Here is a 19,219-nt window from a genome sequence, read left to right on the forward strand (position 1 = left end):
TCTCCGACAGCCTGGAACGCGGAGCGGGGACAGGTATAAAAAGTGAAGCGCCGGCAGCTAGGCGCGCAGGTCAGAGCGCATTGGAAGAACTTGCCGTGTCGGCAGCTACGGAGCAGCAGACTGGGCTGAGTGCAGCAACGTCGACTCCAACTGGGGCAGTCAGTTTACGAAGGGCACGCTGCCGAGTGGATTCCTCACAGCCACTGATCAAGATGCGAGCCTGGACCATAAACCCGCCTCGAAACCCGCGCGCACGACTTCTCGCGTGCGACTTCGCCTAGTGCTCCGGTTGTTCGAAAAGGCAGCGGGGCTGTATCCACCAAGAGCCACTCGCCTCCGTATCGCTTATTCGCTTAGTTGTTCTGTTGGAGGAATTTGCGAATGGACCGCCAGCCACCAGATTCTTGCGCCCTCGCACTACGATTCAATCATCACGGATGGACCCGGCGGTGCTCCATGCGACGGCCACGCGAACGCGGTCGCGTAGCACATGCGTCAAGCTTTCAGACGTCGCGCGTAAGCGAATGCGGTGTGGGCGGCGTTTCTGCGAGTGGGGGACTAGCGTGTACGCAAGCCTCCCGCTGGCATCGTTTCACGTGAAACACGAGGCGTTGGGCCATGGGAGTAGGACCGATAACTCCCGCGGACCTCTTCTAATCGTGAATACGGCCTTTATCCGCAACGAATCGCATGGTCATACCCGTCATTTGCTGCCCGCGTGCAAGAGAACGCGGCCCCTTTGATGGGACCTTTCGCGCCCTATGTCACCCGTTGGTGCGGCGGCCGCCAACGGTTCCGCAAAGAAGGAGATAACCACCCTCACTGCTGCCGAGCACCCCGCCACTTGACTGCCGCCGCTACCGAGTCAGCCTTCCCGACGGATACCCCGACTAACGCCCCCTGGGAATGTCGATGAACACCGGCGGCTATGTAATTTGCACGCTAACTGGAGATGCTTTGCACGGTTATGCGGTTCGATTGTCACTTTTTAGCGGTCCGACGCTGAAACACCGGCGAGTAGGGATTTGAAGAGCAAAGCAAAAGGGCCCGGTTCAAGACGAACCGGGCCCTTTTGCTGTGGCGATTAGTTGGTGGATCCAGGAGCCAAAACATCCATGATGCGGTTCAGGTCATCAACGCTGGCAAACTCGATGCTTACCTTGCCTTTCCTTACGCCAAGGGAGATCTTGACGTTGGTGTCCAGGCGGTCGGAGAGCGAAGATGCCAGGTAATCCAAGCGCTCATGCCGGGCCCCAGGGCGGGGAATGTTGTTCTTGGCAGGCTTTGCAGGATCCTGGTACAAGGTCACCGCCTCTTCTGTGGCTCGCACAGACATACCCTCTGCAACGATTCGCTGCGCCAGCCGTTCCATTGCAGCAGCGTCGGGAAGCGACAGAAGGGCACGTGCGTGGCCTGCCGAGAGCACTCCGGCAGCAACCCGCCGCTGCACCAACGGCGGCAGCTTCAGCAGGCGAAGAGTGTTGGATACCTGCGGCCTGGAACGGCCAATGCGATCCGCCAATTGCTCATGGGTGGTACCAAAGTCCTCCAAGAGCTGCTGGTACGCCGCCGCCTCTTCCAGCGGGTTCAGCTGGCTGCGGTGGAGGTTTTCGAGAAGCGCGTCACGGAGAAGATCGTCATCCGTCGTGTCACGGATAATCGCGGGAATGGTGTCAAGCCCTGCAGCCTGGACTGCGCGCCAGCGGCGTTCGCCCATGACGAGTTCATATGGTTCGCTACCGGTTTCGGTTGATGTGCGAACCACGATTGGCTGGAGAACGCCGATTTCACGAACCGAGTGCACCAATTCGGCCATGTCGTCTTCATCGAAGACATTGCGGGGCTGCTTCCGGTTCGGGTGGATGTCCGAGACCGGGATTTCAGCGAAACGGGCACCGGGGACTTCCACCAGCTCAACACCGGAGTCGGGGGCCGCACCAGTCTCAGCCGGCTCCTCAGGGCCTACGGGGTCGTCCCGTTTTGGCACTTCCGGATCTTCCACGATGGCAGAAGGTTCAGCGGCAGCAGCCTTGGATGCCGCGGCGGGGGACTTCCTGGCAGGAGCCTTCTTTGCCGGAGCGGGCGCAGCCGCAGGGGCCTTCTTATCATCGCTGCTCTTGCCGGCAGGAGCCTTGGAGGCAGCTGGCTTAACCGAAGACGGAGGGGTAGTAGGCGTTTCCGCCTCCTGCGTCCTGGTCGCTGCTGCGGCTGTTGGCTGCTCCGTGGGTTCTGTCTTCCTGCGGCCCTCCGGAAAGAAAAGGTCCACAGGCCGCGATACCGCCCCACCGTTACCGGAACCATTGGTTGCGGCGGAACTTGGAATCAGCGCGCCAAGACCGCGGCCTAGGCCCCGTCGCTTCTCGCTCATGGGTAAATCCCTCCAGTGGTAGAGCCAGGCTGGGCCTTGCTCCGTGCGTTGCGGTATTGAAGATTTTAGCGTTCCGCTATTTCAGCGGCTGCTTCCAAATAGGACAGGGCACCACTTGAGGACGGATCGTACGTCATGACCGTCTGCTGGTAGCTGGGGGCTTCGGAGATCCGGACAGACCGCGGAACCACGGCGGAGAGAACCTGTTCGGGGAAGTGCTGGCGTACCTCCGCGGCAACCTGGGCAGCAAGGTTGGTACGGCCGTCATACATGGTGAGCAGGATGGTTGACACAACGAGGTCCGCGTTGAGGTGCTTCTGGATCATCTCGATGTTCTTCAGGAGCTGGCTCAGGCCCTCCAACGCGTAGTACTCGCACTGAATGGGGATCAGTACCTCGCTGGCTGCACAAAAAGCGTTTACGGTCAGCAGGCCGAGGCTGGGCGGGCAGTCGATGAACACATAGTCCAGCCGCTCCTCGCCGTTCTTCTCGCGTTCCTTGGCATAGACATCAATGGCCCGGCGCAGCCGCTGCTCACGGGCCACAAGGGACACGAGCTCAATTTCGGCCCCTGCAAGGTGGATCGTGGCCGGCGCACAGATGAGTTTTCCAATATCCGGGCACGGGGCTACGACGTCGGCAAGAGGGACATCGTTGATCAGGACGTCATAGATGCTGTCCACGTCAGCGTGGTGCTCGATGCCCAAAGCTGTGGAGGCATTGCCCTGGGGATCGATATCGATGACCAGCACATTGAGTCCCGCAGCTGCCAAGGCGGCTGCGATGTTGACCGTGGTGGTGGTCTTGCCCACGCCGCCCTTCTGATTGGACACCGTAAAGATCCGAGTCTTTTCCGGGCGAGGGAGCTGGCGCCCCATTAGGCGTTCACGGCGCTTCGTCTCATGGGCAAGCTCCCGTGCGATGGGGCTGGAATCATCGATAGCGTCAATGACGTTGGATCGACCGCCACCGGTTGTTTCACGTGAAACTGCCTTACCGGACGCTGCAGAGACACCCGTTTTCGGATGATTTCCATCTCGGGCAGGAGCCGTGCCGACACCGGCAAGCCCGGACCCAGCGACAGAACGTGCCGACCCCAAAGACACAAACGGCGGGATCCGTTGTGCGGAGGCTTCACTACTGGTCACTGGGGCACACTCACTCTCGTTCAGCCAATTTTGCTGCCGTTGTCTAGCCTAGCCGCTCCTGCCTGCTGACAGCCGTCAGCGGGCCCGGGTCAGGACTTCTTTTGGGACTTGTTCACCACGATGCGGACCACGGTAGTGGGCTCCTCGAGGAGGTTGTCACCTACTGTCACCACCGAGGTCTCCACGCCACCCAGCTTACGGATGGTCTTGGCCGCCTTCTCGATTTCCTCCCCGGCGCTGCGTCCCTTGATGGCCACCACTTCACCGTGGCCGCCGAGGAGCGGGATGGTCAGGCCGGCCAGGTTGGTCAAGGCCGAAACGGCACGGGCGGTTACCACGTCAGCCTCAACCTGTCCTACGGCCAGCTCCGCGCGTGTGCGCATAACCGTGACATTGTCCAGTCCCAGGTCATCCACCACTTCCTGGAGCCAGATCACGCGGCGTTCCAACGGTTCGATGAGCGTCAGCTCAAGGTCCGGTCGTGCGATGGCCAGGCATAGTCCAGGCAGTCCGGCGCCGCTTCCGACATCGGCAACATGGCTTCCCTGGGCAATTTCGCTTTCGATGACCGCACAATTGAGGACGTGCCGGCTCCACAGCCTGGGAACCTCCCGCGGCCCAATAAGGCCGCGCTCGGTTCCGGACGTGGCCAGATGCTCCACGTAGCGCTTGGCCAGGTCCAGCCGGTCACCGAAGATTTTCTCAGCAGCGCGGAGTTCTGCTGCCGTGATGTCAACCATGGTTATCGGGTCAGCTTCCCTAGTCCGCGGATACAACGATGTGTCGGTCGGCGCCTTCGCCCTCGGACTCGCTGACCAAGCCAAGGTCGGCCACGGCGTCGTGGACGATCTTGCGTTCGTAGGCGCTCATCGGTTCCAGTGCCACCGACTTGCCGGTTTCCTTTACGGACGCTGCAGCATCTTCGGCGATCTTCTGCAGGTGGCCAGTGCGCTCCTGCCGGTAGCCGTTGATGTCCAGGACAAGCCGGGACCGGTTTTCCGTGGCTGAAAGGACTGCCAGTCGGGTCAGCTCCTGGAGCGCTTCAAGGACCTCACCGTCTTCGCCAACCAGGCCTTCGAGCCCTTCGGCTTCCTCGTCGGCGACGATGGAGATGTAGGTGCGGCCGTTGCGGACTTCAATGTCGATGTCGCCGTCGATATCGGCGATGTCCAGCAGTTCCTCCAAGTAGTCTGCAGCGACGTCCCCCTCTTCCTCGAGGCGGCTGGCGGCGGAAACCTTGGCGGCGGAAGCATCCTGGTTCACGGAATCGTCCTGATCTTCGATCTCTTCAGAAAAGGCGTGCTCGGTGCTCTCGGCAGACATTACTTCTTCTTCCTGTTCTTGCGCTGGGGCTGGACGCGCTGTCCCTTAATCTCAACTGCGGCGGCCGCGGCGTCGTCGGCTGCCTCTTCCCGCTTGCCGCTCAGGACGGAAAGTGCGGGCAGGCCCTTGGCGGCACGGCGCTCGGCGAGGGCCTTGGCTGCGGGGGATCCCGGCGTCGGCATGCGGCGGATGACGAAGAACTGCTGGCCCATGGTCCAAAGGTTGGTGGTGGTCCAGTAGATGAGGACACCGATGGGGAAGTTGATGCCACCCACACCGAAAACAATCGGCAGGATGTACAGCATCATCTTCTGCTGGCGCATGAACGGGCTGGCCATGGCTTCTTCGGACATGTTCTTGGCCATGATCTGCTTCTGAGTGATGAACTGCGAGGCCGTCATGGCCAGAATCATCACGATGGACAGGATCCAGACAGCCATCTGGTTGCCGCCGCCGCCATGCAGCAGGGATGCAGACAGGGGCGCACCGAAAATGCTGGATTCGTCGAACTGCACCACTTGTTCGTGGCTCATCGCCCCGATGCCGGCACCGGTCTGGCGTGCGGCCGTGATTCCTGACAGCACCTGGAACAGCGCGAAGAAGAACGGCATCTGGATCAGCATGGGCAAGCAGGCGGAGAACGGGTTGGTGCCGTGCTTCTTGTACATGGCCATCTGTTCCTGGGCCATGGCCTGCCGGGACAACTGGTCAGTCTTGCCTTTGTATTTGTCCTGGAGCTTCTTGAGGTCCGGCTGCAGCAACTGCATGCCGCGCTGGGCCTTGATCTGCTTGACGAACACCGGGATCAGGGCGGCACGGATCACCAGCACCAGCCCAATGATGGACAGCGTCCAGGTCCAGCCATTCGCGGCGGGCATCCCGATAGCACTCAAGCCATCGTGGAATCCAATCATGATGATGGAAACCAGCCACTTGAACGGGGCCATGATTGTTCCAAAGAAGTCCATACTTATCCCTATTCGTCAGGCCGCACTGCGGCCTTCTTCATCAGTCCGAGCAACCAGGTAAATGTCCGGATTGTTCAGCACAACAATTGTGGGGGTCTGGCCTTCCGGCCATTCCCGGCGGCCGGCGGGGACGTGGTCCACTCCGCCGGCGTTCCATGGGTGGCAATGACCAAGGCGCCGGACTGCGAGCCAGCTTCCCTTGACTGCCCCGTGGACAGTGACCGCTTCAAGGGCATACGCCGAGCATGAAGGGAAAAATCGGCAGACCGGACCATACAAGGGAGAAACCACCTTGCGGTAAGCGATCAGCAGGACAATGAGGATGTTCCGGGGCAGGTTCCAGAGGAACCTCCCGACGGCGGCCAACACTCTGCGGGAGCGGACGACGACGGCAGTGGCGTTAGGCACGCGTTGTCCCCTCCTGTGTTGTACCGGCCGAACCTTTGGCGGCAGCCCGCAAAGGGCGGCCGGCCAGCCGGTTCAGCGCAGATCCCAGTGCAGCGTTGTAGTCCGACAGCAGCTGGTCCCAGCTGGCAGTGGCAGACGCAGGAAGCGCCCGCACCACGATGGCAAGGCCCGTACCGTGCTCGCGCAGCGACGCAGCAGCTGCTTCTCTCAGTCTCCTCTTAACGAGGTTCCTGACTACAGCGTTCCCTACACTCTTGGAAACAATGAACCCGATCCGGCTGGGTTCGTCGGCAGCAATAGCTGCCGCATATAACACTACGTTCCGGCGCCCATTGCGGACACCGGAACGTACAGTTGTTGAAAAATCGGTTGAGGTCCTCAGGCGGTTGCGGGCGGCCAGCACCTTAAACTCGCAAGGGGATGTCTACCGACGAGCCAGTTATTTAGGCCGACAGTTCGGTGCGGCCCTTGCCACGACGGGCTGCCAGGATGGCACGGCCGGCACGGGTACGCATACGAAGGCGGAAGCCGTGCTTCTTGGCTCGACGGCGGTTATTCGGCTGAAAAGTCCGCTTGCTCACGTTAGTTACTCCAGTGGATCAAAGGTGCGCCCACCCGATCAGTATTGGGGAAGAACTGGCCGACGCTAAGTTTTGTATATGCACGCTTCCCCCAGCTGACCAGGCGCACTACGACTGGAAAGTTCATACGGGGCCAAAAAGCGGACACAAAGGACTTCACAACGTTAGGGCAATCCGCAGCCCGGAGTCAAACCGGAAGCTGCCTCCCGGGCTGTCCCCAGCTGTGCCTAAGTATCCCCAACAGCCTGTGGATGAAGTGGCTCACAGGGCCTTCCGGAGAACCACAACAGTGTAATTATCCACAGCCGGATAGCCAGCTATCTTCTAGGCTTTTCATCCCCTAGAGTGTCCCAGTAGCCGATTATCCACGGGTTGTGCATAACCCTGTGGATGAAGTTGGGCCAGGACCCTGGTTCCGGACTTGGCTGCAGGCAATGCAGGCAAAGCAAGTTTTGAGGGAACCGATTGATGACAGTAGACGAAGCCAACCACGCCAATACTGTCGGAAGTTCCTGGCGCCGGGTTGTCAGCCTGCTTGAACAGGACCACCGCGTTTCCCCACGGCAGCGGGGCTTTGTCATCCTTGCCCAGGCGCAGGGACTCATCGGTTCCACCCTCCTGGTGGCTGTTCCCAACGAACTCACCCGTGAAGTACTGCAGACCCAGGTCAAGGACGCGCTGGACGACGCGCTGCACAACGTCTTCTCCGAGGACATCCGCTGCGCCATTGACGTCGACACGGATCTGGTTCCCATCCACGAAGAGCCTGAGCCCGTCGTCGAGCCCGCGTACGCACCCGACCAGCTCATCGAGCAGAAGCCGCAGCCCATGCTGCCCAGCACCTCGCATGAGTTCGGCCGGCTGAATCCCAAGTACGTCTTTGATACCTTCGTGATCGGTTCCTCCAACCGCTTTGCCCACGCTGCCGCCGTCGCGGTCGCTGAAGCTCCGGCCAAGGCCTACAACCCGCTGTTCATCTACGGTGATTCCGGGTTGGGCAAGACCCACCTCCTCCACGCCATCGGCCACTATGCCCGGCGCTTGTACAGCGGTATCCGCGTCCGCTACGTCAACTCTGAGGAATTCACCAACGACTTCATCAACTCGATCCGCGACGATGAAGGCGCCAGCTTCAAGACCACGTACCGCAACGTCGACGTGCTGCTGATCGATGACATCCAGTTCCTGGCCGGCAAGGACCGGACGCTGGAGGAGTTCTTCCACACGTTCAACTCCCTGCACAACAACAACAAGCAGGTGGTCATCACCTCGGACCAGCCGCCCAAGCTGCTGGCGGGCTTCGAAGACCGCATGAAATCCCGCTTCGAATGGGGCCTGCTGACCGACATCCAGCCGCCGGAACTTGAAACCCGTATCGCCATTCTCCGGAAGAAGGCCCTGAGCGAGGGCCTCTCCGCCCCGGATGACGCTTTGGAGTACATCGCCTCCAAGATCTCAAGCAACATCCGTGAACTCGAGGGCGCCCTGATCCGCGTCACGGCGTTCGCCAGCCTGAACCGGCAGCCGGTGGATGTGGCCCTTGCCGAGATGGTGTTGAAGGACCTCATTACCGATGACGGTGCGCAGGAGATCACCTCCGCGCAGATCCTCCAGCAGACGGCGGACTACTTCAAGCTCAGCATGGAGGAACTCTGCAGCAAGTCCCGCACCCGGACCCTGGTCACTGCACGGCAGATCGCCATGTACCTCTGCCGGGAGCTCACTGACATGTCGCTTCCCAAGATCGGCCAGGAACTTGGCGGCCGCGACCACACCACCGTCATCCATGCAGACCGCAAGATCCGCGAGCTGATGGCCGAGCGCCGTGTGATTTACAACCAGGTGACCGAGCTGACCAACCGGATCAAGCAGCAGCAGCGCGACTCCTGAATCCACACCGCGGCCCGCACTCTATACCTTATTAACAGGGGCATGTGGATAAGCCTGTGGATAGTTAAGGGGACAAGCGCGGTTAATGGGCTTAAAACCCTTAAGCCGCCTGTGGATCGTTAAAAATGCGCTTTTGCGTTGTCCCCATCCACACCCTGTTTAAAACCCAGGTAACGCACACTCCATGAACAGGGCTTAACCGCGGAACCGTGGGGCAGGACCGGGTTATCCACAGTTTCCACAGCAGTTATTAACACTACGAATCCCAAAAAATCGAAGTCCCTCAAACAACAAGATCGATGCGCAGGTCCACCAACGGGTCCTGCCGGCCCCTCAAGGGCCGGACTGGACTTTGGGGGGATGGGTTAATCCCGGATCTTCCGGCTAAGCTGTCAGCAGCGCTCCCATCCCTGGGTTTTTGTGTGGTTTCCGTCTCCGCGGACCATGCACCAGCGGGGGTGCGCCCAACTTCTTCCGGAGTTTCCGCACGAAATTCCCGGGTTTACATGGCAGCAGCAATGAAAGGCGGCACCCTTCCGTGAAGTTCAGAGTCGATCGGGACGTCCTGGCAGAAGCCGTTACCTGGACAGCCCGGTCCTTGTCTCCGCGGCCGCCTGTGCCCGTCCTCTCCGGCCTGCTCCTGAAGGCTGAAGCAGGAACCGTCAGCCTCTCCAGCTTTGACTACGAGACCTCGGCACGTCTTGAAATCACCGCGGACATCAGCGATGAAGGCACCATCCTGGTCTCCGGCCGGCTGCTCGCCGATATCTGCCGCAGCCTGCCTTCCGCTCCCGTGGACGTTGAGACCGACGGCAACAAAGTCACACTTACCTGCCGCCGCAGCAGCTTCCACCTGGCCACCATGCCGGAGGCGGAATACCCTCCGTTGCCTGCCCTTCCCGCCATCAGCGGAACCGTCCCCGGCGATGCCTTCGCCCAGGCCGTTTCCCAGGTCATCATCGCCGCCAGCAAGGACGACACCCTTCCCATCCTCACCGGCGTCCGCATGGAGATCGAGGATGACCTGATCACCCTGCTGGCCACCGACCGCTACCGGCTGGCAATGCGGGAAGTGCCCTGGAAGCCGGTCACGCCGGGCATCTCCACCAGCGCCCTGGTCAAGGCCAAGACCCTCAACGAGGTCGCCAAGACCCTTGGCAACAGCGGAGACATCAACCTGGCACTGTCCAACGACGACAGCCGGCTTATCGGATTCGAAAGCGGCGGCCGCACCACAACATCCCTGCTGGTGGACGGCGACTACCCCAAGATCCGCTCGCTGTTCCCTGAGTCCACACCCATCCACGCCACGGTCCAGACGCAGGAACTGGTGGAAGCCGTCCGCCGTGTATCACTCGTGGCCGAGCGGAACACCCCTGTCCGGCTCGCCTTCACTGCCGGCCTGCTGAACCTGGATGCCGGCACCGGTGAGGACGCCCAGGCGTCGGAGGAACTCGAAGCCCAATTGTCCGGCGAGGACATCACCGTTGCCTTCAACCCGCACTACCTCATCGAAGGCCTCAGCGTCATAGAGACCAAGTTCGTCCGGTTCTCCTTCACCACGGCACCCAAGCCCGCCATGATCACGGCCCAGGCCGATGCCGACGGCGAGGACCAGGACGACTACCGCTACCTGGTGATGCCCGTCCGCCTGCCCAACTAGCTGGCTGACGGCTGCCAGACCGGCCCAGCCAAAGACGCCGGCTGGCAGCAACGTCAAATTTCCCGTTCCCACCCGCGCAGAAAAGAGTTCCACGTGCACATTGGACTGATCGGTCTCGGCAAAATGGGATTCAACATGCGCGAACGCCTTCGCAAGGGCGGCGTGGAGGTCACCGGGTACGACCGGAATCCCGATGTCACCGACGCCGCCACCGTTGATGACCTGATCGCTGCTGTTCCGACCCCGAGGATCATCTGGGTCATGGTGCCGGCAGGGCCCATCACCGACGCAGTGGTCACCGAACTCAGCGAGAAGCTGCAGCCGGGAGACCTTGTCATCGATGGCGGCAACTCCAGGTTCACGGAAGACCAGAAGCACGGCGAACTGCTCGCCGCCAGGGGGATCCAGTTCGCCGACTGCGGCGTGTCGGGCGGAGTCTGGGGCCTGCAGAACGGCTACGGCCTGATGGCCGGAGGCGACGCCGCCGACATCGAACGGGCGCTTCCGGTTTTTGATGCTCTGCGTCCGGAGGGTGAGAGGGCGGACAGCTTTGTCCACGTGGGCGGCATCGGTGCCGGCCATTACGCCAAGATGGTCCACAACGGGATCGAATACGGACTGATGCAGGCGTATGCCGAGGGCTACGAACTGCTTGCGGCCAAGGACATCGTCACCGACCTGCCCGGCACGTTCCGGGCCTGGCAGAAGGGAACTGTTGTCCGTTCCTGGCTGCTTGACCTCATGGTCAAAGCCCTTGACGAGGACCCGGGCCTGGCCTCGATCGACGATTACGTGGAGGACTCCGGCGAAGGCCGCTGGACGGTGGAAGAGGCCATCGCCAACGCCGTCCCCGCCCCCGCCATCACCGCCGCACTGTTCGCCCGCTTCGCATCAAGGGAGGACACTTCACCCGCCATGAAGATGGTCTCCGCGCTTCGCCACCAGTTCGGCGGCCACGCAACCCGTCCCGCCAAGTAGCACCCACCGGGAACCTGCAGGGTTCCCAGAATTGCCGAAAACCGCGTGTATCTGGAACACCTTTCACTGACCGACTTCCGCAGTTACGCCCAGGTTGACCTTGCCCTGGGCCCCGGCGTTACCGTCCTGGTGGGTTCCAACGGCATCGGCAAGACCAACCTGATGGAAGCGATCGGGTACCTGGCCACACTGAGCTCCCACCGGGTCAGTTCCGATGGGCCACTGCTGAGGTTCGGCACGGAACGGGCACTGGTCCGCGCCCGGCTCGTCCGGGGCACCCAGACCACAGTCCTCGAGCTGGAAATCAATGCCGGCCGCGCCAATAGGGGACGCATCAACCGCAGCAACCCCGTCCGCGCCCGCGACCTGCTGGGCATCTGCCAGACCGTCCTTTTTGCCCCGGAGGACCTGGCCTTGGTCAAGGGCGATCCGTCCAACCGGCGCCGGTTCCTGGACGAGCTGCTTGCCAGCCTCGTGCCGCACCACGCCGCCACCCGCAGTGACTACGACCGGGTTCTCAAGCAGCGCAACGCCCTGCTAAAGTCGGCGCGGGCCGGGCGGTTCACCGCCGCGCATGAGTCAACCCTGGACGTGTGGGACCAGCACATGGCCCGAGCCGGAGCGGAATTGCTGCACGCGCGGCTGGAGCTGGTGGAACGGCTTCGCCCGCACCTCGCCCGCGCCTATGCGGAACTCACCGACGCATCAAAGCCCGCTGACGCCACCTACCGTTCAACGCTCCAGAACCAGATGGACGACGACGGCGTCCCGGCCTCCGGCGCCCAGCGCACCACGGACGGAGGTTCCCCAGACGAACAGGATGACCTGCGGCTTCTCTCCGTCGAACAACTCACGGAACGGTATGTCCGGGCATTCGCCGAATCCCGGAAGAAGGAACTGGAACGGGGGATCTCCCTGGTTGGCCCGCACCGCGACGAGCTGGAACTGATGCTCGGGCAGGCGCCCGCCAAGGGCTACGCCTCGCACGGGGAAACGTGGTCCATGTGCCTGTCCCTCCGGCTCGCTTCCTACTACGTCATGCTGGACGATGCCCGGACTGGCGGTTCCGCTCCCGTCCTCATCCTTGACGATGTCTTTGCCGAACTGGACGTCCAGCGTCGGCGTAAACTGGCGGCAATAGTCTCCGGCGCGGAACAGGTCCTGGTGACCGCCGCCGTCGACGCCGATATTCCGGAAGAGCTGTCCGGGCGGCGGGTGAAAGTCATCCCGGGAGGTATCGATGAGCAGTGAACAGGGCGGCGGGCTGCAGCCAGGCCGCGAACCTGACAACATCGACGCCCCGCAGGCTGCGCTGAACCGCATGCGCGAAGCGGCGGCCGCAAGAGGCGAAGTCCGCCGGAAAGTGGCGAAGCCGGGTGCCGCAAAGGCCAAAGGCAGCATCCGGGACACCAGGGGTTTCAGCCAGTTCCACGCCACCGGCCGCGATCCGCTGGGCCTGGGAAAGGTCGTTGGCCGGCTTGTCGCGGAGCGCGGCTGGACCTCGCCTGTGGCCGTTGGATCCGTCATGGCCGAATGGGCCACCTTGGTCGGGCCGGAAATTTCCGCCCACTGCACACCCGAAAGCTTCACGGATACCACTCTCCACGTGCGGTGTGATTCCACTGCCTGGGCAACCCAGCTTCGGCTTCTGAGCAGCAGCCTGCTCGAGAAATTCCGCCGCGAACTGGGCGACGGCGTGGTTACCAGCATCCAGGTGCTTGGCCCCTCGGCACCTAGTTGGCGCAAAGGCGGGCGCAGCGTCAACGGCCGCGGGCCGCGGGATACGTATGGATAGTCCGGACGGCAGCTCTTGAAACTGCGTCCAAGGCCGTGTAGGGCGCTGTAGGGACCGCAGCGTGTATAGGCACCCGGAGGGCGTACCGCTGGGCCGCCCTAGGCGGGGCGTAGAGCCTCGCATGGGCATATTCGCTGCGGGCGAAGGCCCTGGAATGCGGGGATATGAGCCTGTTCGCGGTAGAATTGACGCAGATAACTGGGCGCGGATGAGACGTTGACTTCAGTCCGTTCTCCGCGCACTTCCCGTGTGCGGAGCATGGATCACCAACCGTCAGCAAGTCACCGGCGCCATAAGTTTGTGCCTGTTGGCCGGTGGCTTTTCCCATGGGAAGAGAAACCGGCCGGCCATCATCGAGAACAGAGGAGTCGCAGCGCCTGTGGCTAACGACAATACAGATATTCTGGCAGCAGATACAGCAGTCGAGGATGGCCGCACCCCTGATACTCCACCTGCGGCAGCCACTCCACGGGAATACGGCGCCAGTGACATCACTGTCCTTGAAGGCCTCGAGGCTGTCCGCAAGCGTCCCGGCATGTACATCGGCTCCACCGGTCCCCGCGGCCTCCACCACCTGGTCTACGAAGTGGTGGACAACTCCGTGGATGAGGCGCTGGCCGGCTACTGCAGCCATATCGAGGTAGTCCTGCAGGCAGATGGCGGCGTCAAAGTGGTTGACGACGGCCGTGGAATCCCCGTCGACATGCACCCGACTGAGCACAAGCCCACTGTCGAGGTGGTCATGACCATCCTGCACGCGGGCGGAAAGTTCGGCGGCGGCGGTTACGCCGTGTCCGGCGGCCTTCACGGCGTGGGCATTTCCGTGGTCAACGCCCTGTCCAGCCGGGTGGATACCGAAGTGCGGCGCCAGGGCCACGTCTGGCGGATGTCTTTCGCCGACGGCGGCAAGCCCCAGGGCAGCCTGGTCAAGGGCGAAGAAACGGATGCCACCGGTACCAGCCAGACGTTCTACCCGGATCCCACAATCTTCGAAAGCACCGAATTCGATTTTGAAACGCTCCGGGCCCGTTTCCAGCAGATGGCCTTCCTCAACAAGGGCCTGCGCATCACGCTGACCGATGAGCGCGAGCCCGCGTCAAGTGACGCCGACGGCGACTTGGACCTCGACGACCTCAGCACTGAAGGTGAGGTCAGCGCGGAACACCGCACCGTGGTGTACCAGTACGACGAAGGCCTGCTGGATTACGTCAAGCACCTGAACTCGGGCAAGAAAGTGGAAGTGGTCCACGAGGACGTGATCGCCTTCGAAACCGAGGACACGGAACGCAAGATCGCCCTGGAAATGGCCATGCAGTGGACCAGTGCCTACTCCGAGAGCGTGCACACCTACGCCAACACCATCAACACCCACGAGGGCGGCACCCACGAAGAAGGTTTCCGTGCGGCCCTGACGTCCCTGATCAACCGGTACGCCCGGGAAAAGGGCATCATCAAGGAGAAGGATGACAACCTCACGGGTGATGACATCCGCGAGGGCCTGACTGCCGTCATCTCCGTCAAGCTGGCCGAGCCCCAGTTCGAGGGTCAGACCAAGACTAAATTGGGCAACTCCGAGGTCAAGGGGTTCGTCCAGCGCGTCGTCACCGACGGGCTGGGCGACTGGCTGGAGCGCAACCCCGGCCCCGCCCGCGATGTGATCCGCAAAGCGATTTCCGCCGCACAGGCTCGAATGGCGGCCAGGAAGGCGCGCGACAATGCCCGGCGCAAGAGCCCGCTTGAATCCTTCGGCATGCCCGGCAAGTTGTCCGACTGTTCCTCCAAAGACCCGGAAAAGTGCGAGGTCTACATCGTGGAGGGTGACTCCGCCGGCGGTTCCGCCAAGCGCGGCCGCAACCCTGAAACGCAGGCCATCCTGCCGCTGCGCGGCAAGATCCTGAACGTGGAGCGCGCCCGCCTGGACAAAGCCCTTGGGAACGCCGAAGTCCAGTCCATGATCACCGCCTTCGGTACCGGCATCGGCGAAGATTTCGACCTCGCCAAGCTGCGGTACCACAAGATCGTCCTCATGGCAGACGCGGACGTGGACGGCCAGCACATCACCACCCTGCTGATGACCCTGCTGTTCCGCTACATGCGGCCGCTGATCGAAAACGGCTACGTATACCTGGCCCAGCCCCCGCTCTACCGGATCAAGTGGTCCAACGCGCCGCACGACTACGTCTACAGCGACCGAGAACGCGACGCCAAGCTGGTGGCAGGGCAGGCAGCAGGACGCCGCATCCCCAAGGACAACGGCATCCAGCGCTACAAGGGCCTGGGCGAGATGGACTACACCGAACTGTGGGATACCACCATGGACCCGGATCACCGCACCCTGCTGCAGGTCACCATGGACGACGCCCTTGCCGCCGACCAGATCTTCTCCGTCCTGATGGGCGAAGACGTGGAATCGCGCCGTAACTTCATCCAGCAGAACGCCAAGGACGTCAGGTTCCTGGACATCTAAGGACCAGCTCCAAAGTATTCAGAACCAGACATATACCTGAAACGGAAAACAAAGAATGAGCGACGAAACACCCGAGAATCCCGTCTCCGAGGCCGGAACTCCGGACACCGTTCTTGAAGGCGACGTTCTGATCGACCGCGTGGAGCAGGTGGACCTGCAGACGGAAATGCAGCGTTCCTACCTGGACTACGCCATGGCCGTCATCGTGGGCCGTGCCCTCCCCGACGTCCGGGACGGCCTCAAGCCCGTGCACCGCCGCGTGCTCTACGCGATGTTCGACGGCGGCTACCGCCCGGACCGTTCCTTCAACAAGTGTGCCCGCGTGGTGGGCGAGGTCATGGGCCAGTACCACCCGCATGGTGACACCGCGATCTACGACGCCCTGGTGCGCCTGATCCAGGACTGGACCATGCGGTACCCGCTCGCGCTGGGTCAGGGCAACTTCGGCTCGCCGGGCAACGACGGTGCCGCGGCGCCCCGGTACACCGAGACCAAGATGGCCCCGCTGGCCATGGAGATGGTCCGGGACATCGACGAGGAAACGGTCGATTTCCAGGACAACTACGACGGCAAGAACCAGGAACCCACCATCCTGCCGGCCAGGTTCCCCAACCTGCTGGTAAACGGTTCGTCCGGCATTGCCGTGGGCATGGCCACCAACATCCCGCCACACAACCTGCGGGAAGTGGCCGACGGCGTGCAGTGGTACCTGGCCAACCCTGAGGCCAGCCGTGAGGAGCTCCTTGAGGAGCTGCTGGTTCGGGTCAAGGGCCCCGATTTCCCCACCGGTGCGACCATCCTGGGGCACAAGGGCATCGAGGACGCCTACCGGACCGGTCGCGGTTCCGTCACCATGCGCGCCGTGGTTGCCGTGGAGGAGCTGCAGGGACGCACCTGCCTGGTGGTCACGGAACTTCCATACCAGGCCAATCCGGACAACCTGGCCATCAAGATCGCCGAACTGGTCAAGGACGGCAAGATCCAGGGCATCGCGGACCTTCGGGACGAGACGTCCGGCCGCACCGGCCAGCGGCTGGTCATCGTGTTGAAGCGTGACGCCGTGCCCAAGGTGGTGCTGAACAACCTCTACAAGCACACCGAGCTGCAGAGCAATTTCTCGGCCAACATGCTGGCCATCGTGGACGGCGTGCCGCGCACCCTGAGCCTCGACGCGTTCATCCGCCACTGGGTGACGCACCAGATGGACGTCATCGCGCGCCGTACCAGGTACCGGCTGCGCAAGGCGGAGGAAGAGGCCCACATCCTGCGGGCCCTCCTGAAGGCACTGGACATGCTGGACGAGGTCATCGCCCTTATCCGCGCCTCCAGCACCACCGAGGCCGCACGTGACGGGCTGATGGAACTGCTCGACATCGACGAGATTCAGGCGCGTGCCATCCTCGACATGCAGCTGCGCCGCCTGGCTGCCCTGGAACGCCAGCGGATCCAGGAAAAGCACGCTGAACTCGAGGCCATGATCACCGAGTACAAGGAAATCCTTGGCTCCGAAGAGCGGCAGCGCGGGATCATCAGCACCGAGCTGGGCGAAATCGTGGACAAGCACGGCGATGACCGGCGCACCAGGATCCTCATGGGCTTCGACGGCGACATGTCCATGGAAGACCTGATCCCCGAAGAGGAGATGGTGGTCACCATCACCCGCGGCGGCTACGTCAAGCGGACCCGCAGCGACAACTACCGGTCGCAGCAGCGCGGCGGCAAGGGCATCAAGGGTGCCCAGCTGCGCGGCGACGACGTGGTGGAACACTTCTTCGTCACCACCACCCACCACTGGCTGTTGTTCTTCACCAACCTGGGCCGCGTTTACCGTGCCAAGGCGTACGAGCTGATGGAAGCGGGCAGGGACGCCAAGGGCCAGCACGTTGCCAACCTGATGGCATTCCAGCCCGATGAACATATCGCCCAGGTCCTGGACCTGAAGGACTACCAGCAGTCGCCGTACCTGGTCCTGGCCACCAAGAGGGGCCTGGTAAAGAAGACCAGGCTGGAGGACTACGACACCAACCGTTCGGCCGGCGTCATCGCGATCAACCTGCGTGATGGCGATGAATTGGTCTCCGCGCAGCTCGTCTCGGAAACCGACGATCTTTTCCTGGTGTCCCGCAAGGGCCAGTCGATCCGGTTCACGGCAACCGACGATGCGCTGCGTCCCATGGGACGTGCGACGTCCGGCGTCACCGGCATGAAGTTCCGCGAGGACGACGAACTGCTGGCCGCCGACGTCGTCACCGACGGTTCGTTCGTGTTCATCGTCACCGAGGGCGGCTATGCCAAGCGCACGGCGGTGGAGGAATACCGCCTGCAGGGGCGCGGTGGCCTGGGCATCAAGGTAGGCAAGTACCAGGAGGAACGCGGCCACCTGGTGGGCGCACTCATCGTCCAGGAGGAGGATGAAGTACTGGTGGTCATGGAGGGCGGCAAGGTTGTCCGGTCTTCCGTTGCCGGTGTTCCCGCAAAGGGACGCGACACCATGGGCGTCATCTTCGCAAAACCGGACAAGAATGACCGGATCATCGAGGTGGCACGCAACAGCGAACGCGGCCTCGAGGAGGAAGAATCCGGCGGTGATGACGTAACGTTGGCTGAAGATGGCGGTACCGCTGGGGAATCCGCCGCGCCAGCAATGGCAGAAGAATCACCGGCCGTAGAGTCAGAGGACGCCTCGGGCGACGCTGAGCCGAACGAAGACAACACGGAGGTAACGAGTGAGTAATTCCGACTCATTTCCCAAGCCGAACAGTACTGTTCCCGACGGGAACCGGCCTTCAGCGGCACCCCGCGTGAACGCCCCCGTACGTCCGCAGCAGCGCCCGGCGGCCCCCGCCGGTGCGCCGGGCCAGCGGCCCGCCGTCCCCGGTCAGCGCCCGCAGCAGGGTGACCGCCCTGTGCAGCCCGGCCAGCGCCCCCTCCAGGGCCAGCAGGGGCAGCGCCCGGCACCGGCAGGACAGCGCCCTGCGCAGGGATCCTCCGGCCAGGGGACGCCCGGCCTGGTCAAGCCGGCTCCCAAGGCCAAGGTCCGCCGCGCGCGCCTTCTGGTCAGCAAGGTGGATCCTTGGTCCGTCCTGAAAATGGCGTTCCTGCTCTCCGTGGCACTGGGCATCGTCACCGTGGTGGCCGCCATCGTCCTCTGGACTGTCCTGGACCTGACCGGAATCTTCGACCAGGTGGACAGCCTCCTCGGCACGCTCGCCGGCTCTGAAAGCGGCGGTTTTGAACTGAAGAAGGTTGCCTCGCTGGGACAGGTGGCCTCGTTCGCCACCATCATTGCCGTGGTCAACGTTGTCCTGCTGACGGCACTGTCGATGCTTTCCGCCGTCCTCTACAACATCTCCGCCACCCTGGTGGGCGGTATTGGTGTAACCCTCACGGACGATTAGGAAGCCACTTTCCGGCGGCTGCGGCCCGACGGAAAAGCCCGATTTGAGATCGGGCCGGGGTGTGCTGTAAAGTCATGTCTCGGCCCGATGAGGGATCGGGGCGTATAGCTCAGGCGGTTAGAGCGCTTCGCTGATAACGAAGAGGTCCCAGGTTCAAGTCCTGGTACGCCCACGGAACCTGTGCAGGTTTCAAACGGAGGTTTGGTCCGGTTCGTCCGGTACCTGGCCGGAA

16 protein-coding genes and 1 tRNA gene are annotated in these 19,219 nt (G+C 62.6%); 9 read left to right on the forward strand and 8 right to left on the reverse strand.

Annotated elements, in window-relative coordinates; all coding sequences use genetic code 11:
- Nucleotides 1-1,084: 1,084 nt before the first annotated feature.
- The 8 genes from ACETK3_RS14785 to rpmH form a co-directional block, all read right to left on the reverse strand.
- Complete coding sequence (locus ACETK3_RS14785) at nucleotides 1,085-2,368, reverse strand: ParB/RepB/Spo0J family partition protein (protein ID WP_236800381.1); 1,284 nt, start codon at nucleotides 2,366-2,368, stop codon at nucleotides 1,085-1,087.
- Between the two features lie 65 nt (nucleotides 2,369-2,433).
- Nucleotides 2,434-3,516 carry a ParA family protein gene (locus ACETK3_RS14790; protein WP_373993124.1) on the reverse strand — a complete coding sequence of 361 codons (1,083 nt, stop codon included), beginning with the start codon at nucleotides 3,514-3,516 and terminating at the stop codon, nucleotides 2,434-2,436.
- An 89-nt stretch (nucleotides 3,517-3,605) separates the two neighbouring features.
- Nucleotides 3,606-4,256 carry a 16S rRNA (guanine(527)-N(7))-methyltransferase RsmG gene (gene rsmG, locus ACETK3_RS14795; protein WP_236800383.1) on the reverse strand — a complete coding sequence of 217 codons (651 nt, stop codon included), beginning with the start codon at nucleotides 4,254-4,256 and terminating at the stop codon, nucleotides 3,606-3,608.
- 19 nt (nucleotides 4,257-4,275) lie between these two features.
- Nucleotides 4,276-4,839 carry a R3H domain-containing nucleic acid-binding protein gene (locus ACETK3_RS14800; protein ID WP_236800384.1) on the reverse strand — a complete coding sequence of 188 codons (564 nt, stop codon included), beginning with the start codon at nucleotides 4,837-4,839 and terminating at the stop codon, nucleotides 4,276-4,278.
- Nucleotides 4,839-5,807, reverse strand: a complete 969-nt coding sequence (yidC, locus tag ACETK3_RS14805) for a membrane protein insertase YidC (protein WP_236800385.1) — start codon at nucleotides 5,805-5,807, stop codon at nucleotides 4,839-4,841. The genes ACETK3_RS14800 and yidC overlap by 1 nt, the downstream gene beginning before the upstream one ends.
- Nucleotides 5,808-5,822: 15 nt before the next feature.
- On the reverse strand, nucleotides 5,823-6,215 hold the full coding sequence (gene yidD, locus ACETK3_RS14810) for a membrane protein insertion efficiency factor YidD (protein WP_373993125.1): 393 nt from the start codon (nucleotides 6,213-6,215) through the stop codon (nucleotides 5,823-5,825).
- Nucleotides 6,208-6,618 carry a ribonuclease P protein component gene (rnpA, locus tag ACETK3_RS14815; RefSeq protein WP_236800387.1) on the reverse strand — a complete coding sequence of 137 codons (411 nt, stop codon included), beginning with the start codon at nucleotides 6,616-6,618 and terminating at the stop codon, nucleotides 6,208-6,210. Before rnpA ends, yidD begins: the two co-directional genes overlap by 8 nt.
- A gap of 40 nt (nucleotides 6,619-6,658) precedes the next feature.
- Nucleotides 6,659-6,796 carry a 50S ribosomal protein L34 gene (rpmH, locus tag ACETK3_RS14820; protein WP_003800212.1) on the reverse strand — a complete coding sequence of 46 codons (138 nt, stop codon included), beginning with the start codon at nucleotides 6,794-6,796 and terminating at the stop codon, nucleotides 6,659-6,661.
- 468 nt (nucleotides 6,797-7,264) lie between these two features.
- On the opposite strand from rpmH, the gene dnaA reads away from it, so the two are divergent.
- The 9 genes from dnaA to ACETK3_RS14865 all read left to right on the forward strand — a co-directional run bounded on the left by dnaA (nucleotide 7,265) and on the right by ACETK3_RS14865 (nucleotide 19,159).
- Complete coding sequence (gene dnaA, locus ACETK3_RS14825) at nucleotides 7,265-8,686, forward strand: chromosomal replication initiator protein DnaA (protein ID WP_018769876.1); 1,422 nt, start codon at nucleotides 7,265-7,267, stop codon at nucleotides 8,684-8,686.
- A 538-nt stretch (nucleotides 8,687-9,224) separates the two neighbouring features.
- The gene (gene dnaN / locus ACETK3_RS14830; RefSeq protein ID WP_373993126.1) at nucleotides 9,225-10,349 is read left to right on the forward strand and encodes a DNA polymerase III subunit beta; all 1,125 of its coding nucleotides are present in this window, start codon (nucleotides 9,225-9,227) and stop codon (nucleotides 10,347-10,349) included.
- Nucleotides 10,350-10,442: 93 nt separating this feature from the next.
- Nucleotides 10,443-11,327, forward strand: coding sequence for a phosphogluconate dehydrogenase (NAD(+)-dependent, decarboxylating) (gene gnd, locus ACETK3_RS14835; RefSeq protein ID WP_373993127.1), 885 nt, complete (start codon nucleotides 10,443-10,445; stop codon nucleotides 11,325-11,327).
- A 45-nt stretch (nucleotides 11,328-11,372) separates the two neighbouring features.
- On the forward strand, nucleotides 11,373-12,578 hold the full coding sequence (gene recF / locus ACETK3_RS14840) for a DNA replication/repair protein RecF (RefSeq protein WP_236800390.1): 1,206 nt from the start codon (nucleotides 11,373-11,375) through the stop codon (nucleotides 12,576-12,578).
- Nucleotides 12,568-13,122, forward strand: a complete 555-nt coding sequence (locus tag ACETK3_RS14845) for a DUF721 domain-containing protein (RefSeq protein WP_236800391.1) — start codon at nucleotides 12,568-12,570, stop codon at nucleotides 13,120-13,122. The genes recF and ACETK3_RS14845 overlap by 11 nt, the downstream gene beginning before the upstream one ends.
- 379 nt (nucleotides 13,123-13,501) lie before the next feature.
- Nucleotides 13,502-15,589 carry a DNA topoisomerase (ATP-hydrolyzing) subunit B gene (gyrB, locus tag ACETK3_RS14850; RefSeq protein WP_373993128.1) on the forward strand — a complete coding sequence of 696 codons (2,088 nt, stop codon included), beginning with the start codon at nucleotides 13,502-13,504 and terminating at the stop codon, nucleotides 15,587-15,589.
- Nucleotides 15,590-15,644: 55 nt separating this feature from the next.
- Nucleotides 15,645-18,323, forward strand: a complete 2,679-nt coding sequence (gene gyrA, locus ACETK3_RS14855; RefSeq protein ID WP_373993129.1) for a DNA gyrase subunit A — start codon at nucleotides 15,645-15,647, stop codon at nucleotides 18,321-18,323.
- On the forward strand, nucleotides 18,316-18,987 hold the full coding sequence (locus tag ACETK3_RS14860; protein WP_236820894.1) for a DUF3566 domain-containing protein: 672 nt from the start codon (nucleotides 18,316-18,318) through the stop codon (nucleotides 18,985-18,987). The genes gyrA and ACETK3_RS14860 overlap by 8 nt, the downstream gene beginning before the upstream one ends.
- Nucleotides 18,988-19,085: 98 nt before the next feature.
- Nucleotides 19,086-19,159 (forward strand) — tRNA-Ile (locus ACETK3_RS14865).
- Nucleotides 19,160-19,219 lie beyond the last annotated feature (60 nt).

Source organism: Arthrobacter sp. E44 (genome assembly GCF_041877125.1).
Taxonomy (GTDB): Bacteria; Actinomycetota; Actinomycetes; order Actinomycetales; family Micrococcaceae; genus Arthrobacter.